This window comes from Rhizobium sp. WSM1328, assembly GCF_057653715.1.
In genome coordinates this window covers 3,633,354-3,650,199 of sequence record NZ_CM172788.1, presented here as the reverse complement: position 1 = coordinate 3,650,199, position 16,846 = coordinate 3,633,354, and the positions used below count along the sequence as shown (strand labels likewise).

Here is a 16,846-nt window from a genome sequence, read left to right as displayed (position 1 = left end):
GCTGATCCCCCGGTCGGCAAAGCCGATCCGGCTCACGTGCCGAGGGCGGCGACGTCCTGGTTTTCTTCGGCATCGCTGCCGGGAATGAATGCGTGGAAGGCGGCAAGGGCGGCGGCACGGTAGATATCCCGTTCCTGGAAGATCTCGTGCCGGGCGCCGTTGATCGGCACCAGTTGGCCGGCGCGGAAATAACGTGAAAGCCGCTCCTGCGCCGTGTAGGGCACGACCCCGTCGCGCGTCGGCGCGATGACGATGGTCGGGATGGTGATCGAGAAGAGATGATAGGGGGAGGTGACCCGGTCCATCGTGCGGAAAGCCTCGATCAGCCAGCGGGCCGTCGGCGGCCCGAGCGTCAATTCCGGATGAGCCTTCATCATTGCGACATTGCGCTCGAAGCGGTGTTCGTCCGAGGTCAGCGGGTTGTCGCTGAAGTTCGGCTCCTTCGGTTTCGAGGTCAGCGGCAGGAAGCCGAGGCCGACGGCAGCCAGCGTGCCGGCCAGAGCGCGGATGACACGCGGCGAGGCCGACTGGCCGGTCAGGCCGATGAAGGGCGCCGACAGCACCATGCGATCGATACGGGTGGTGAGATAGGGCGCAGCCGACAGCGCGATCAGGCCGCCTGTGGAATGCGCGAGCAGATAGAAGGGCAGGCGGGTATCCGGAAGCACCACCTTTTCGAGGAAGGTGTCGAGATCACGCTCGTAATCGGCAAAGCGGCGGATGTGGCCATGGTTGCGGCTCTTCAGGAGCCGGGGCGAGCCGCCCTGGCCGCGCATATCGAAGGTCGCGACCCAGAGTCCTTTGGCCGTCAGATCGCGGATCGTCTCGAAATATTTCTCGATATATTCGTTTCGGCCGTGCAGGATGACGACGGTGCCCTTGGCAATCTGGCCGCTCGAGCGGAAGACGGCGTATCGCAGCTGCTGGCCGTCATGGGTTTCGAAGAACCCTTCCGTGCGGTTTTCCGGGGCGGGATTATCGGGCGTCGAATAGAGAACCTGATCCATGACTTTGCCAATGCGCCGCTGCTGACTGCTTCGCATCAGGGATAGCGCATGGCATCCGGCTTGGAAAGCGGTGGGGGAAAAGGGCCGGCAGGAGCATGAGGGTGCTCGCGGCCGGCCGAAGTTGAGGCTGAAGAAGAAGGGACGATGCACTTCAGCCATCGGGACCAGATTTCACCCGACGCCTAAATTCCTAAGTGAATGCGCCTGAACGTGCTCCGAACCTGTCGTTCATGCGGGGTTCACGGGCCGATCAAGGCGATTGCAAAAAGGTCTTGAACTCCTCGAATCCCATCACCATCTCCTTTCTGCGGGTGCCGAACAGGGCCTGCGCAACCGTCCCAAGGCCGCCAAAGATGGGGTCTCAGGGGCATTTCATCGCAACACGTCGCTTCCACAGGAGGACATCATGCGTCACGTAGACTTCTCTCCCCTTTATCGTTCGACCGTCGGTTTCGACCGGCTCTTCACCATGCTCGACAGCCTTGCCCAGCCGGAGCAGGCGCAGACCTATCCGCCCTATAATATCGAGCGCACCGGTGAAAACACCTATCGCATCACCATGGCCGTTGCCGGTTTCGACGAGACCGAACTTTCGATCGAAGCCCATGCCCTTGTGCTGTCCGTGAAGGGTGAAAAGAACGAGGAACCTGCCGAAAGCGGCGAGTTCCTCTACCGCGGCATTGCCAAGCGCGCCTTCGAGCGCCGCTTCCAGCTTGCCGATCATGTCGAGGTGACCGCCGCTTCGCTGAAGAACGGCCTGCTTCACATCGACCTTCTGCGCAATATTCCCGAGGCCATGAAGCCCCGCAAGATCGCAATTGCTGCAGAACCGGTCGAGGCTCCGAAGGCCATCGAGGCGCAGATCATCAACGGCTAATCAGATCCTTATCGGATAAAACGAACGGCGCTCCATCGGGGCGCCGTTTTCTATTTCGGCTTAAAGCGCGTCGCGATCTTTCAGATTCGCTTCTCGCGCTTTCGCATTTTATTTACGCATGTCGTTATCGCAAAACCGCTGAACAGTTTTGCGCGACATGCTTCATGCCGGGCTGGTTGCCTCGTCGATTTCCTTGTCCGTTGCACGGCGGGCCGCGGCGGCGGCGTATTTCTGGGCGATGACGGCGCAGACCATCAGCTGGATCTGGTGGAACAGCATCAGCGGCAGCACGATCGCGCCGATCGACTGGCCGGCGAAGATGACGTTCGCCATCGGCACGCCGCTTGCGAGGCTCTTCTTCGAGCCGCAGAAGGTGATGGTGATCTGGTCGGCCTTGTTGAAGCCCAGCCAGCGGCTGCCGAACATCGTCAGCACCAGGACAATCGCCAGCAGGACCATGTCGGCGACGATGACGACTGCGATATCGGCAATCGAGAAGGTGTGCCACAGGCCCTCGACCACCGCCGTGCTGAAGGCGAGATAGACGACCATCAGGATCGAGCCGCGGTCGACAGGCATCAGGATCTTCTTCTTGGCGCGGATCCAGTCGCCGATCCAGGGCTGCAAGATCTGGCCGACGATGAAGGGGGCGAGCAGCTGCAGCAGGATCTGCTGCAATGCGTCGAAGGAGAAGCCGCCATGGCCGCCGACGGAAAACAGCAGGCCGACGAGCAGTGGCGTCAGGAACATGCCGAAGATGTTGGATGCCGAGGCCGAGCAGATGGCGGCAGGCACGTTGCCGCCGGCCATCGACGTAAAGGCGATCGACGACTGCACCGTCGACGGCAGCAGGCAGAGGAAGAGGATGCCGAGATAGAGTGGTTGCGGCAGGATCGTGTCGGGGATCAGCCCGAGTGCCATGCCGAGCAACGGGAAGATGCCGAAGGTCGTCAGCAGGATGACGATATGCAGGCGCCAGTGCAGCAAGCCTGCGATGACCACGTCGCGCGACAGGCGGGCGCCATGCAGGAAGAACAGCAGCGCGATGGCAAGATCGGTGGCGATACCGAAATGATCCGCGAATGTGCCGCGCGCCGGCAACACCGAGGCGAGGATGACGGTGCAGACGAGCAGGATGGTGAATGTATCGGGCAGAAAGCGGCGCATGACGATCTCGCGGCTTGATAAAACAGTCATTGTTCTGTCGTCCATTATGATCCAGGATGCAAGAAATAACAGTTATCGAGAAGCTGGATCATGTTAGACCTTTCGCAATTGCGCAGTTTCGTCGCCGTCGAGCAGATGGGCAGTTTCACGCTCGCCGCAGAAAGGCTCGGCCTCGGGCAGTCGACGGTCAGTCAGCACATCCAGCGGCTGGAGGCAGCACTCGGGCGCAGGCTGCTGGCGCGCGACACCCATAAGGTGATGTTGACCGGCGATGGCGAGGCGCTGCTGTCGCATGCGCGCGCCATGCTTTCGATCGAGGGACAGGTGCAGTCGCTGTTTAAGAATAACAGCCTGCGTGGCAGTCTGCGGCTCGGCGTGTCGGAGGATTTCGTCACTAGCCAGTTGCCGGCGGTGCTGGAGGATTTCGTTCGTTCGCACCCCTCGGTCGACCTGGAACTGACGGTGGCGCTGTCCGGCGTTCTTTACGAGATGCAGGACAATGGCGAGATCGATCTGGTGCTTGCCAAGCGCCGGCTCGGCGATGCGCGCGGAAAACTCGTCTATCGCGAGCCACTCGTCTGGCTGGCGCGCGATCCCGAGCGTGTGCTTGCCTCCGGCCCCCTGCCGCTGATCGCCTTTCCGCCGCCGAGCGTCACACGGGTGATCGCGCTCGAAGCACTCGGGCGAAACGGGGTGCCGTGGCGGATCGTCTGTACCTGCGGCAGCCTGAGCGGGTTGACGGCGGCGGCGCGGGCCGGGATGGGCGTGCTGGTGCAGCCGCGCAGCATGGCGCCGTCCGGTCTGAAGGAGATTGCGGTGGGAAAACTGCCGGTGCTGGAGGATGTGGAATTCGTGCTGGTGCCGCGCAAGGGCGCGGACCAGGCACTGGTCTCGGCACTGTCCGAGGATATTCTGCAAAAGGTGAGGGGATTGCGGTCGGCGTGAATCCTTGCCCGTTACCGAAAGGCCTGCCGGCCCGGCAGCCCTTTCCGGCAGGCGATCAGGCGGCCAGGCACTTCAAGAAGCCATCGACATCCGCTTCGGTGGTCGCGAAGCTGGTGACGAGGCGGATCAGGGTTTCGCTTTCGGAAACGAGCTCGGGCGTTGCCGCCGGGACCGGCCATTCGTAAAACTTCGCGCCCTTTTCCTCCGCAATTTTCACGGCACTCTTGCTGACGACGGCAAAGACTTCGTTGGATGCGGTCGGCCAGGCGAGGCGGGCGGAGTTGCTCGTGCCGATGCCGGCGCGCAGCCGGTCGGCCATGCCGTTCGAATGGCGGGCGAGATCGAGCCAGAGGCCATCTTCGAAATAGGCATCGAACTGGGCGGCGATGAAACGCGACTTGGAGAAGAGCTGGGCAGCGCGTTTGCGGATGAAGGGCATTTCCCGGGCTCGATCCGGATTGAAGAAGACGATCGCTTCGGCACACCAGCAGCCGTTCTTGGTGCCGCCGAAGGACAGCATGTCGACGCCGCGCTTCCAGGTCATTTCGGCCGGGGTGGCGCCGAGTGCGACCAGGGCGTTGGCAAAGCGGGCACCATCCATGTGGAGCGGCAGATTGCGCTTCCTTGATATGGCGGCGATCTCGCCGATCTCCGGCAAGGAATAGACGGTGCCGATCTCAGTCGCCTGGGTGATGGTCACCGCGCTGGCGCGGCCATGATGGACGGCGTCTTCGGGAAAGCTTGCGATCTTCGCCGAAAGCTTCGCCGGATCGATCTTGCCGGCTTCGCCGTCAATGGCAACGAGACGGGCAGCGCCGGAGAAAAATTCCGGCGCGCCGCATTCATCCTCGATCACATGGGCCTCCGAATGGCAGAAGGTGATGCCGCCGGGCCGCTGGACGCTTGCCAGCGACAGGGAGTTGGCGGCCGTGCCGGTGGCGACGAAGAAAACCGAAACCTCGCGCTCGAAGATCTCGGAAAAACGGGCCTCGACCTTCCTGTCGAGATCGCCGGCGCCATAGGCGGCGGCAAAGCCGGTCGATTCCGTCAGCAGACGTTCGGCAATGGATTTGTGGGCGCCGGCCCAATTATCGGAAGCAAAGAACATGGGGGAAACCGTTGGAAAGGAAGGGGTTGGCAAAGTCCGCAGCGGACATTACGCCAAAGCTTCACAGGATCAAGGTTGTCGCCCGCGACACATCACGGAAATTGAACTACGCAATCAATAAACAAAATAATACGTCTCCGCGTAATTTTATTGCGCGATCGCCGCTACCCAGGCAATCTTCCGTCGCAAATTGACGTTTTTTAACGGAGCGCTCTTGCAGAGCCGAATGCTTTCTGGCATAGAACTGATGAATTAGGACAGTGTTGCTGTCCTATTTTGGCCTTTGTGACCGAAGAGACGCCGAAAGCCCTGGAACAGACCGGCTTTCACGCTATAGTTCTTCCGAGCGTCAAGCCTCAAGGGGCGGCGCGCGGAGGCGAATGGCAGGCGCGGAACGCGACGGTTTGCTTTCCTTCAAAGCAGATGTCTGCGGCCGATCTTCACAATGCAACAGCGCTGTCATGCGCCGAACCTATCTTCGGGTTGCGGCGCTGGACGAAAAGCCGCCCGCGGCTCCGCGGGCTTCGACAGGAGGAAAGATGATGACGAAGACGCCATCCATGGAAGTTGACCGGTTTGCTGCTGCTAATCTGCGCGCGACGGCCAATATGTCCAAATCCGCCTCCGGCCTGCCGAAGAAGCAGGGCCTCTACGATCCGCGCAACGAACATGATGCCTGCGGCGTCGGCTTCGTCGCCCATATGAAGGGCCAGAAGTCGCACCAGATCGTCAAGGATGGCCTGTTCATCCTCGAGAACCTGACGCATCGCGGCGCCGTCGGCGCCGATCCGCTGATGGGTGACGGGGCCGGCATCCTGGTGCAGATCCCCGACCGTTTCTTCCGCGAGGAGATGGCCGAGCAGGGCATCACCCTGCCGCCGGTCGGCGAATATGGTGTCGGCCATATCTTCATGCCGCGCGATGAAAAGCAGATCGAGCACTTCAAGAAGGTGATCAAGGACGTCATCACCGAGGAAGGTCAGGTCTTCATCGGCTTCCGCGACGTGCCGGTCGACAATTCCTCGCTCTCCAAGGCGCCGGCCATTGCCGCAACCGAGCCGCATCATGTGCAGGTCTTCATCGGCGCCGGCGAGGATGCCGAAAACAACGACGAGTTCGAGCGCCGGCTGTTCACGCTGCGCAAGGTAATCTCCAACCGCATCTATGACGAGTTCGACGGCGAGGAGAGCAATTTCTATCCGGTGTCGCTGTCGTCGGCGACGGTGGTCTACAAGGGCATGTTCCTGGCCTATCAGGTCGGCGTCTATTACAAGGACCTGTCGGATCCGCGTTTCGAAAGCGCGGTCGCTCTGGTGCATCAGCGCTTCTCGACCAACACCTTCCCGTCGTGGAAGCTCGCACATCCCTACCGCATGGTTGCCCATAACGGCGAGATCAACACGCTGCGCGGCAACGTCAACTGGATGGCGGCGCGCCAGGCGTCGGTCTCCTCGCCGCTGTTTGGCGAGGACATCTCCAAGCTCTGGCCGATCTCCTACGAGGGACAGTCGGACACGGCCTGCTTCGACAATGCGCTCGAATTCCTGGTGCGCGGCGGTTATTCGATGGCGCATGCGGTAATGATGCTGATCCCGGAAGCCTGGGCCGGCAACCAGTCGATGGCCACCGAACGCAAGGCTTTCTACGAATATCATGCGGCGCTGATGGAGCCGTGGGACGGGCCGGCCGCGGTCGCCTTCACCGACGGCAAGCAGATCGGCGCGACGCTCGACCGCAACGGACTGCGGCCGGCGCGCTACCTCGTCACCAATGACGATCGCGTCATCATGGCGTCCGAAGCCGGCGTGCTGCCGGTTCCGGAAGAGATCATCATCCAGAAGTGGCGCCTGCAGCCGGGCAAGATGCTGCTGATCGACATGGAAGAAGGCCGTATCATCTCAGACGACGAGGTGAAGTCGCAACTGGCGACGGCCCATCCCTATCGCAGCTGGCTCAACCGCACGCAGCTCATCCTCGAAGACTTGAAGCCGGTGGAACCGCGGGCGCTGCGCCGCGACGTGTCGCTGCTCGACCGCCAGCAGGCCTTCGGCTACACGCTCGAGGATACCCGCATCCTGATGTCGCCGATGGCGACGACGGGCCAGGAGGCGATCGGTTCGATGGGCACGGATACGCCGATCTCGGCCATGTCGGAAAAGTCGAAGCTGCTCTACACCTATTTCAAGCAGAACTTCGCGCAGGTCACCAACCCGCCGATCGACCCGATCCGCGAGGAACTGGTGATGAGCCTGGTTTCCTTCATCGGGCCGCGGCCGAACATTCTCGACCATGAGGGCGCGGCCAACGCCAAGCGGCTCGAAGTGCGCCAGCCGATCCTGACCAATGGCGATCTCGAAAAGATCCGCTCGATCGGCCATACGGAAGACCGTTTCGACACCAAGACGCTCGATTTCACCTATGATATCGAGCGCGGCGCCGAAGGTATGCCCGAGATGCTCGACCGGCTCTGCGAGCGCGCGGAAGCGGCCGTCAAGGGCGGCTATAACATCATCGTGCTCTCCGACCGCCAGATCGGGCCGGACCGGATCGCGATTCCCGCATTGCTCGCTACAGCTGCCGTGCATCACCACCTGATCCGCAAGGGGCTTCGTACCTCGGTCGGTCTCGTCGTCGAGACCGGCGAACCGCGCGAGGTCCATCATTTCTGCCTACTCGCCGGCTACGGCGCCGAGGCGATCAACCCGTATCTCGCCTTCGACACGCTGCTCGACATGCATGCCAAGGGCGAATTCCCGAAGGAAGTGGATGCCACCGAAATCGTCTACCGCTACATCAAGGCGGTCGGCAAAGGCATCCTCAAGGTAATGTCGAAGATGGGTATCTCGACCTATCAGTCCTATTGCGGCGCACAGATCTTCGATGCGATCGGCCTGCAGTCGGAGTTCATCGACAAGTATTTCTTCGGAACCGCGACCATGATCGAAGGCGTTGGCCTCGAGGCAATCGCCGCTGAGACCGTCGCCCGCCACACCGCGGCCTTCGGCGCCGACCCGATCCTGGCGACGACGCTCGATATCGGCGGCGAGTATGCCTATCGCATGCGCGGCGAAAGCCATGCCTGGACGCCCGATGCGGTCGCCGCCCTTCAGCATGCCGTGCGCGGCAATGCCGAGGACCGTTACCAGGAATTCGCCGAGATGGTGAACAACTCGGCGCTGCGCATGAACACGATCCGCGGGCTCTTCAAGATGAAGAGCGCCGAGGCACTCGGCCGCACACCAGTATCGATCGACGAGGTCGAGCCGGCGGTCGATATCGTCAAGCGTTTCTCGACGGGGGCGATGTCCTTCGGCTCGATTTCCAGGGAGGCGCATACGACCCTGGCGATCGCCATGAACCGGATCGGCGGCAAGTCGAACACCGGTGAGGGCGGCGAGGAATCCGACCGCTATATGCCGCTGGCCGATGGTTCGATGAACCCGGAACGTTCGGCGATCAAGCAGATCGCCTCGGGCCGCTTCGGCGTCACCACCGAATATCTCGTCAATGCCGACGTGCTGCAGATCAAGGTCGCGCAAGGCGCCAAGCCTGGTGAAGGCGGCCAGCTGCCGGGTCACAAGGTTGACGCGACGGTTGCCAAGACCCGCCATTCGACACCTGGTGTCGGCCTCATTTCGCCGCCGCCGCATCACGACATCTATTCGATCGAAGATCTGGCGCAGCTGATCTACGATCTGAAGAACGTCAACCCGACCGCGGATGTCTCGGTCAAGCTGGTCTCGGAAGTCGGCGTCGGCACGGTCGCCGCCGGCGTCGCCAAGGCGCGCGCCGACCATATCACGGTCGCCGGCTTCGACGGCGGTACGGGTGCGTCGCCGCTGACGTCGCTCAAACATGCCGGCAGCCCTTGGGAAATCGGCCTTGCCGAGACTCAGCAGACGCTGGTGCTGAACGGGCTGCGTTCGCGCGTCGCCCTGCAGGTGGACGGCGGGCTGAAGACAGGCCGCGACGTCATCATCGGGGCGCTGCTTGGAGCCGACGAGTTCGGCTTTGCCACCGCGCCGCTGATTGCCGCCGGCTGCATCATGATGCGCAAGTGCCATCTCAACACCTGTCCTGTTGGTGTGGCGACCCAGGATCCGGTGCTGCGCAAGCGCTTCAAAGGCGCGCCGGAGCATGTCATCAACTATTTCTTCTTCGTCGCGAACGAGGTGCGCGAAATCCTCGCCTCGCTCGGCTTCACCCGGCTTGACGAGATCATCGGCGCCTCGGAGCTGCTGGAGAAGGACGAGATGCTGTCGCACTGGAAGGCCAAGGGCCTCGACTTCAGCCGCATCTTCCACAAGGTTGACGCTCCCAAGGAAGAGACCTTCTGGACGAGCCGGCAGAAGCACCCGATCGACGACATTCTCGACCGCGTGCTGATCGAACAGGCGCAGCCGGCACTGACGGCCAAGACACCCGTCGCCTTCGAGGTCGGCATCAAGAACGTCGACCGTTCGGTGGGCGCGATGCTTTCTGGCGAGGTCGCCAAGCGTTATCGCCATCGCGGTCTGAAGGAAGACACGATCAACGTGACACTTCGCGGCACCGCAGGTCAGAGCTTCGGCGCCTTCCTGGCGCGCGGCGTCACCTTCAACCTGATCGGCGACGGCAACGACTATGTCGGCAAGGGGCTTTCAGGCGGCAAGATCATCATCCGGCCGCCGGAGAATTCGAGGATCGTGGCCGAGGACTCCATCATCGTCGGCAACACCGTGCTTTATGGTGCGACCGAGGGCGAGTGCTATTTCCGCGGTGTGGCGGGCGAACGTTTCGCCGTGCGCAATTCGGGCGCGATCGCCATCGTCGAGGGTGTCGGCGACCATGGCTGCGAATACATGACCGGCGGCGTCGTCGTCGTGCTCGGCGCCACGGGCCGCAACTTTGCAGCCGGCATGTCCGGCGGTGTCGCCTACGTGCTCGATGAAACCGGTGATTTCGCCAGCCGCTGCAACATGGCAATGGTCGAGCTCGAGCCGGTGCCTGAGGAGGACGACATGCTGGAAAAGCTGCATCATCACGGCGGTGATCTCATGCACAAGGGACGCGTCGACGTCTCTGGCGACATGACGCGCCATGACGAGGAGCGCCTTTACCAGCTGATCTCCAACCATCTGCATTATACGGGCTCGGCCCGCGCCACTGAGATCCTCGACAACTGGGCCGACTACCGCCCGAAATTCCGCAAGGTCATGCCGGTTGAATACCGGCGTGCGCTCGAGGAAATGGAGCGCAGCCGGATGGGCATCGCGGCGGAATGAATTGCACCGGGACATCCGTCACCAGCTGACTGCAGGTGACGGGTGACGAAAATATCTCGATGACTTGTGACGATTACGCCGACGGCGAAAGCTGTTCAGATCGCCGGATGTCTTCCAGGGGATATGGTCCAATGACGGTCAAGACAAGCAACTTGCCCCGGGTACCGGGACTGACGATAGACAGATTGGCTGCGGTGAGGCGGTCATGAGGGTAAGGGACGAAGATATGGGTAAGGTAACAGGGTTTCTGGAAATCGACCGGCAGGTGGCGAAGTACCAGCCGGCGTCGGATCGTATCCGTCATTTCCGTGAGTTCACGATCCCGATGTCGGACCCGGAAGTGCAGAAACAGGCAGCCCGCTGCATGGACTGTGGCATCCCCTATTGCCACGGCCCGACCGGCTGTCCTGTTCACAACCAGATTCCCGATTGGAATGACCTCGTCTACAACAACAACTGGGAAGCGGCGATCCAGAACCTACACTCGACCAACAACTTTCCTGAGTTCACCGGTCGTGTCTGCCCGGCGCCCTGCGAGGAAGCCTGCACGTTGAATCTCGAGGATGCGCCGGTCGCCATCAAGACGGTCGAACAGGCAATTGCCGACAAGGCCTATGAACTCGGCTTCATCCGGCCGCAGCCGGCCACGGTCCATACCGGCAAGAAGGTTGCCGTCATCGGCTCCGGCCCCGCCGGCATGGCGGCCGCCCAGCAGCTCGGCCGCGCCGGCCACGAGGTGCATCTCTACGAGCGCGAGACCAAGCCGGGCGGACTGCTGCGTTACGGCATTCCCGATTTCAAGATGGAGAAGAACTTCATCGACCGCCGCGTCGAGCAGATGAAGGGTGAGGGCGTCACCTTCCATTGCGGCGTCAATATCGGCGTCGACGTCAAGGTCGAGCAGTTGCTCGCCGATCACGACGCCGTGCTTTACTGCGGCGGCTCCGAGACGCCGCGCGAGGCGGGCATTCCGGGCACCGACCTTGCGGGCGTGCATGATGCGATGCCCTATCTGGTGCAGCAGAACCGCCGGGTCGGGCGTGAAAACATCGACAGCGTCGGCTGGCCGTCGGATCCGATCCTTGCCGGCGCCAAACATATCGTCGTCGTCGGCGGCGGCGATACGGCTTCGGACTGCGTCGGCACGGCGTTCCGCCAGGGGGCCGTCAGGGTCACCCAGCTCGACATCCGGCCGCAGCCGCCGGAAAAGGAAGACAAACTTGCCGTCTGGCCCTTCTGGGCGACGAAGATGCGCACCTCCTCCTCGCAGGCCGAGGGCGCGGTGCGTGAATTCCAGGTGGCCACTCTTGAATTCGTCGGCGAAGACGGCGTGCTGACCGGCGTCAAGTGCTGTGAGGTCGACGAGCGCCGGCGGCCGGTTCCGGGCACGGAATTCGTCATCCGGGCCGATCTCGCCTTCATCGCCATCGGCTTCCGTGGCCCGTTCACCGGCAGCGTGCTGAAGGAGCTCGACGGCAAGCTGACGCTCAACACCGACAAGCGCGGCTCGACCAACGTCGTCGCCAACGACCGCGACTACAAGACTTCGATCGACAAGTTCTGGACGGCGGGTGACGTGCGCCGCGGCCAGTCGCTGGTGGTCTGGGCGATCCGTGAAGGCCGGCAGGCAGCGCGCGCCATCGACGAGGATCTAATGGGCTCGACCGTCCTGCCGAACTGACCGTCGGCTGCACACCCTCTCGAAGACACGAAACTCCGCCCCTCCGGCGGAGTTTTTTCTTGGCGCGCCGCGCTGTGGTGCGACCGCTTGACGCGGAGGCCTTGCGCCGCAAGCCTCAGGCAATGTCGGGAAGCGAGATTTTCGCCGGACGCGGGCTGAGAAGCAGCCAGCGGCGACCGAAGCGGAGGTGCCCCGCCGTTTTGGCCACAGCGCATTTCACCGTCGGCCGCGACGCAAGGCCGCGAATGATCGACAAGGATTTTCAAATGGTTTCCGCACTTGACAGCACGCGGCTGGTTTCGGCCCAATATGCCCTGAAAAACCTTCGCGGCTCCGACGACAGCGCGCAGGATATGCAGAGTTCGTCGGCCGCCAGCATTCTGAGCAGCTACGGGCTCGATCCGAGCTCTTCCTCGCTTCTTTCCAACCAGGCCCTTTCCGGGCTGCTCGATACGCTTTCGGCCCAAAGCGACACGTCTGATGAGTCCGACACAACGGGTGATGGCGCCGACGTCACCAGCGCCTCCTTCATGTCTATGCTGAAGCAGCAGCTGCAGGATGCGGCTGCGGCCGAGGGCGAGAGCGGCAAGGCCCATGACATGCTGGCCGCCCTCGAAGCGGGCACGCTGACCATCACCGATCCGACACAGGGCGTATCGATCAACGCCTGGGATGTCGCCGATGTCGACGAGGCGGACACGGAGAGCAAGGCCGGCCAGGATATCGATGTCAGCGGCTGGAGCGACTTCCTCGATGCGCATCTGGAGCGTGGCGCCAACGGCGCCTTCGTCAAGGAAAACGGCAGCTACGTCGACCAGACGAACGACAGCAATGCTTTTTTTGGCTTGATCGGCGCGAACTACTATTATCTGAGCTGGCCGCAGGCGACGGCGACGGCGAAGTAAACGGGACGAAGTGGAGGGCAGCCTCGCGCAGCCTTTATTTGACCGAGACTTCGGCCGGCGCCTTTGCGGCAGGCAGGCGGTAATCGTCAACGCGGCCGGGAGGTGCTGGCGTCATTTCGCCCTGCTCGACCAGCTGGTCGCGCGGCGACCGCGTCAAAGCCACAGGCGGCGGCCTGGCGCCGAGAAGCTCGGCGCCGCCGTCGAGATTGGGATCGGAGAGGCTGATCGGCACGGTATGTTCGACCGGATTGGCGGGAAGGCCGAGGCCGGGCAGATTGCTGGAGTCGAGGCGGACCAGATCCGGGCTCGCCTGGGTGCCGAGAAGACGCCGGGCCGGTTTTTCCACATAGAAGGCAAGCTTGCGCCGGCCAGCCTGAGTAAGGTTGATGCCATCGGAGGTGCGCAGGCGCACCTGCTGGCCGTTCACATCCGAACCGGTGACGATGAAGTTGCCGTTTTCGTCGACGAAACCATCCCAGATATCGACGAATTCACCGCCGACGCTTTCGACCTGGTTGCGGTAGAGCTGGTTCATCTGAACGGCATCGGCCGTCATCGAATCGGATTCGAAGGCGGGAAGACCGACCCAGAGCAGCGGGATCTTGCGGTCGGTGACCTCCTTGCCGAAGGAAAGCACGCGGCGGCGGTATTCGGTGAACCAGCCATCGGTGCGGAATTTTTCCTTGGCGGTGTCGGTCACCATCTGCTGGCGGTCGTTGGCACCGATCATGACGACGACCATTGCCGGCTTCAGCTCGTCGATCATCTTCGGCAGCTGTTCCGGCCAGTCATAATAATCGTCGCGGACAAGACCCGATGAGACGTTGCCGCGGGCTTCGACGACGACACCCGGCGAGGTCTCGAAGGCGGCCGTGAGGCCGTCGCCGAGGCCGCTGGCCAGAAAATCGCCGACGATCAGGATCTTTCGGGCGTCGCCAAGTTTCTGTACGGCCGGCTCCTCCTCGACGGGAGCGCGGACCGGCGGCGCAGTGCGGGTATTGACGATGGCTTTCTGCGCTGGCGGGCGTTTGCGCTGCTGGCGTCGCGGCTGCTGGACGTCAGGGGCCTGCGGGCCGTCGTCGAGATAGCGCCGGCCAAGGAAGAAATCGAAGATCGACCGGCGCTGATAGCGCTGCTCCTGGGCTTCGGCGACATGCACCGGCGCAGACACGCCAAGGCATAGCGAAGCCGCCGCCAAGGCGAGCACGAGCCAACGGATTTTACGGGTCCGATCAATTTTCTTCGTCATGGGCAGTTCCGCATCTGCCGGCATCTTGCACGCAGGGCAGGCCAGCGTCCACTCCCACTAATATCTAGGTCACGGTTCTGCCGCTTCCAATGCTGGTTCGCCAAAACCGTGCGCCAGGACGGGGCGACCTGCATGAGACAAAGACTTGAAGCGCCCTGCATGATTCCCGAACCGACGCAAACTCTAGAGCATGATGCCGAAAAGTGTGCGCGGTTTTCGGACGACATCATGCTCTACTTCTTTGATTTAGATCAGGATTCAGATTTTAGGCCGATCGGGCCTAAAATCATCCTGATCTAGCGACGAAGTGCGTTCAGAAGCGGCAGCGAGGGCTCGCCGTCCGGCTGCATGCCGATGCGAGACTGCACGGCTGATATCGCCGCCTTCGAACCCGAGCCGAAATTGCCGTCCACCTCGCCATTGTAATAGCCGAGCGTCTTGAGACGCGTCTGCAGCTCGAATTTCTCGGTGATGTCGAGTGCGCCGTTCGGGCGCGGCCAACGCTGCTGCATCCCGCCGTAGCCGGCGATCTGGTCGGCAAGCAGGCCGACGGCAAGCGCGTAGCTGTCCGAGGCATTGTAGTTCTTGATGGTGAAGAAGTTGGCGGTCATCAGGAAGCCTGGGCCGCCAGCTCCGGCCGGCATCTTCAGCATGGCCTTGGTGGCGCTCTCGCGGAAGGCCTTGCCGTTCGGGCGGGTCAGGCCGAGTGCCGCCCATTGGGCCAGTGTATGGGTCTTGCCGGCCTGCTTGGCGGCCGCTGCGGGAACGACGACCTCATAGCCCCAGGTCTTGCCGGTATCCCAGCCGTTCTTCATCAGGAGATTGGCCGAGGTCGCCAGTGCGTCGGGGATCGAGTTCCAGATATCGCGATGGCCGTTGCCGTCGGCATCGACAGCATAAAGCAGGTAGCTTGTCGGGATGAACTGGGTGTGGCCCATGGCGCCGGCCCAGGAGCCGGTCATCTTGCGTGCCGGCACATCGCCGTTCTGCAGGATCTTCAGCGCGGCGACCAACTGCTTCTTGGCGAATTTGGCGCGGCTCGGATCGGCATAGGCAAGCGTGGCCAGGGCGCGCGGCACGTAGTGCAGCCGGTCGTCCTTGTCGAGAACCGCGCCGTAATTCGATTCCATCGACCAGATGGCCAGCAAAATGGTCTTGTCGACGCCGAAACGCTGCTCGATCGCAGCGAGCGTCCTTGCGTGTTTGGCGGCCATCTCGCGGCCGATTTTGACCGTATAGGGGTTGACGCGGGAATCGACATAGTCCCAGATCTTCGAGGTGAATTCCGGCTGGTAGGCCGCCTTTTCGAGCACGGTCGGATCGGGCTCGCTCACCCCGGAAAAGGCCTTTTGATAGGTTGCCTTACTGATGCCACTCTGAGCGGCAGTCTGGTAAAAATCCGCGATCCATTTCTGGAAGCGGGAATCAGCTTTCGCGTTGTCGGGGACCAGTGCCACCTGGGCAGCGACAATGAGGGCGAGAGCAAGACCACGAAGGGAGTTTTTGTGATTCTGGGTCATCGACAGTCGTATCCGTCATCTTCAGTTTCTGGTGCAGCGGGGCATCATTTCCGCCCAGACCCGAGACTACAGGAACGGAGTCAACAAATTCTTTACCATGGCGATCCGCTGCGGTCACCATTTGCAAAACAGTAGCAATTCTATACTAGTTAAAGCTAAAAAAACTCCATTTCCAAAGCGATATGATCGAAGCAGGAGGCCGGGTGTGGCTCAACACAACAAAGTTCGTAAAGCAGTATTTCCGGTTGCCGGGTTGGGAACGCGATTCCTTCCGGCGACAAAGGCTGTTCCGAAGGAAATGTTGACCGTCGTCGACAAGCCAATCATTCAATATGTCGTCGACGAGGCGATCGAAGCCGGGATCGAACATCTGGTCTTCGTCACCGGACGCAACAAGCACGTCATCGAAGATTATTTCGACATTCATTTCGAGCTGGAACAGACGCTGCGCGAGCGCGCCAAGAAGGCGGAAATTACCCTTCTCGCCCAGCAATTGCCGAAGGCCGGCACGGTGAGCTTCACTCGTCAGCAGGAGCCTCTCGGCCTCGGCCACGCCGTGTGGTGCGCCCGCGAGATCGTCGGCGACGAGCCCTTCGCACTGCTGCTGCCCGATATGATCATGAAGGGCGACAAGGGCTGCATGAAGGGCATGATCGACCTCTATGCCCAGAGCGGCGGCAATATCATCGCCGTCGAGGAATGCGCGCCGGACCAGGCGCATAAATACGGCATCGTCGGCGTCGGCGAGGCGATCGGCGACGGCTTTCGCATCACCGGAATGGTGGAAAAGCCTGCCAAGGGGACGGCGCCTTCCAACTTCTTCATCAACGGCCGCTATATCCTGCAGCCGGAGATCTTCAAGATCCTCGAAACCCAGGAGCGCGGCGCCGGCAACGAGATCCAGCTCACCGACGGCATGCTGAAGCTGCTGAAGGAACAGGATTTCGCCGGTTACCACTTCCGCGGCGCGACTTACGACTGCGGCGCCAAGGACGGCTTCATCCTGGCAAACGTCGCCTTCGCCCTCGAACGCGACGATATCCGCCCCTCCGTCGAAGGCGGCTTCAGGGAATTGCTTGCGGGCCTGAAATAAGTCGTAGATTCAATGTGATAGAGCGCCGCG

Annotated in this window: 11 protein-coding genes; 6 read left to right on the top strand and 5 right to left on the bottom strand. The window is 62.0% G+C overall.

From position 1 onward, the window contains the following. Positions 1 to 32: 32 nt before the first annotated feature. Positions 33 to 1,007 (bottom strand): alpha/beta fold hydrolase, encoded by a 975-nt coding sequence (locus tag AC2444_RS18295; protein ID WP_012758955.1) that lies wholly within the window; start codon positions 1,005 to 1,007, stop codon positions 33 to 35. A gap of 406 nt (positions 1,008 to 1,413) precedes the next feature. Here AC2444_RS18295 and AC2444_RS18290 point away from each other — a divergent pair, with 406 nt between their 5' ends. Then, positions 1,414 to 1,884 (top strand): Hsp20 family protein, encoded by a 471-nt coding sequence (locus AC2444_RS18290; protein WP_012758954.1) that lies wholly within the window; start codon positions 1,414 to 1,416, stop codon positions 1,882 to 1,884. 162 nt (positions 1,885 to 2,046) lie between these two features. On the opposite strand, the gene AC2444_RS18285 is transcribed toward AC2444_RS18290, so the two are convergent. After that, on the bottom strand, positions 2,047 to 3,096 hold the full coding sequence (locus tag AC2444_RS18285; protein ID WP_041935575.1) for a bile acid:sodium symporter family protein: 1,050 nt from the start codon (positions 3,094 to 3,096) through the stop codon (positions 2,047 to 2,049). 45 nt (positions 3,097 to 3,141) lie between these two features. Here AC2444_RS18285 and AC2444_RS18280 point away from each other — a divergent pair, with 45 nt between their 5' ends. Continuing rightward, the gene (locus AC2444_RS18280) at positions 3,142 to 3,996 is read left to right on the top strand and encodes a LysR substrate-binding domain-containing protein (RefSeq protein WP_012758952.1); all 855 of its coding nucleotides are present in this window, start codon (positions 3,142 to 3,144) and stop codon (positions 3,994 to 3,996) included. Between the two features lie 55 nt (positions 3,997 to 4,051). Here the strand turns inward: AC2444_RS18280 and AC2444_RS18275 are convergent, their stop codons facing one another. Beyond that, complete coding sequence (locus AC2444_RS18275; RefSeq protein WP_012758951.1) at positions 4,052 to 5,104, bottom strand: threonine aldolase family protein; 1,053 nt, start codon at positions 5,102 to 5,104, stop codon at positions 4,052 to 4,054. 539 nt (positions 5,105 to 5,643) lie between these two features. On the opposite strand from AC2444_RS18275, the gene gltB reads away from it, so the two are divergent. From gltB to AC2444_RS18260, 3 genes are all read left to right on the top strand, one after another. Then, entirely contained in the window at positions 5,644 to 10,368 is a 4,725-nt protein-coding gene (gene gltB / locus AC2444_RS18270; protein ID WP_012758950.1) for a glutamate synthase large subunit, read from the top strand. Positions 10,369 to 10,594: 226 nt separating this feature from the next. Further along, positions 10,595 to 12,049 (top strand): glutamate synthase subunit beta, encoded by a 1,455-nt coding sequence (locus tag AC2444_RS18265; RefSeq protein ID WP_026157470.1) that lies wholly within the window; start codon positions 10,595 to 10,597, stop codon positions 12,047 to 12,049. A gap of 266 nt (positions 12,050 to 12,315) precedes the next feature. Beyond that, on the top strand, positions 12,316 to 12,954 hold the full coding sequence (locus AC2444_RS18260; protein ID WP_041935695.1) for a hypothetical protein: 639 nt from the start codon (positions 12,316 to 12,318) through the stop codon (positions 12,952 to 12,954). A gap of 34 nt (positions 12,955 to 12,988) precedes the next feature. On the opposite strand, the gene AC2444_RS18255 is transcribed toward AC2444_RS18260, so the two are convergent. Both AC2444_RS18255 and AC2444_RS18250 read right to left on the bottom strand, forming a co-directional pair. Continuing rightward, entirely contained in the window at positions 12,989 to 14,227 is a 1,239-nt protein-coding gene (locus AC2444_RS18255; protein WP_171815698.1) for an SGNH/GDSL hydrolase family protein, read from the bottom strand. Positions 14,228 to 14,499: 272 nt separating this feature from the next. Next, a complete protein-coding gene (locus AC2444_RS18250) occupies positions 14,500 to 15,723 on the bottom strand; it encodes a lytic murein transglycosylase (protein WP_012758946.1) in 1,224 nt (407 codons plus the stop codon). A 205-nt stretch (positions 15,724 to 15,928) separates the two neighbouring features. Between AC2444_RS18250 and galU the strand changes: the two genes are divergently transcribed. Further along, the gene (gene galU, locus AC2444_RS18245) at positions 15,929 to 16,816 is read left to right on the top strand and encodes a UTP--glucose-1-phosphate uridylyltransferase GalU (RefSeq protein WP_012758945.1); all 888 of its coding nucleotides are present in this window, start codon (positions 15,929 to 15,931) and stop codon (positions 16,814 to 16,816) included. Positions 16,817 to 16,846 lie beyond the last annotated feature (30 nt).

Bases quoted from the DNA above. Each gene is read 5' to 3' on its own strand.
- AC2444_RS18285 (WP_041935575.1), bottom strand. From the start codon at position 3,096: ATGGACGACAGAACAATGACTGTTTTATCAAGCCGCGAGATCGTCATG.
- AC2444_RS18260 (WP_041935695.1), top strand. From the start codon at position 12,316: ATGGTTTCCGCACTTGACAGCACGCGGCTGGTTTCGGCCCAATATGCC.
- gltB (WP_012758950.1), top strand. From the start codon at position 5,644: ATGATGACGAAGACGCCATCCATGGAAGTTGACCGGTTTGCTGCTGCT.
- AC2444_RS18250 (WP_012758946.1), bottom strand. From the start codon at position 15,723: ATGACCCAGAATCACAAAAACTCCCTTCGTGGTCTTGCTCTCGCCCTC.
- AC2444_RS18295 (WP_012758955.1), bottom strand. From the start codon at position 1,007: ATGGATCAGGTTCTCTATTCGACGCCCGATAATCCCGCCCCGGAAAAC.
- AC2444_RS18255 (WP_171815698.1), bottom strand. From the start codon at position 14,227: ATGCCGGCAGATGCGGAACTGCCCATGACGAAGAAAATTGATCGGACC.
- AC2444_RS18275 (WP_012758951.1), bottom strand. From the start codon at position 5,104: ATGTTCTTTGCTTCCGATAATTGGGCCGGCGCCCACAAATCCATTGCC.
- AC2444_RS18290 (WP_012758954.1), top strand. From the start codon at position 1,414: ATGCGTCACGTAGACTTCTCTCCCCTTTATCGTTCGACCGTCGGTTTC.
- AC2444_RS18280 (WP_012758952.1), top strand. From the start codon at position 3,142: ATGTTAGACCTTTCGCAATTGCGCAGTTTCGTCGCCGTCGAGCAGATG.
- AC2444_RS18265 (WP_026157470.1), top strand. From the start codon at position 10,595: ATGGGTAAGGTAACAGGGTTTCTGGAAATCGACCGGCAGGTGGCGAAG.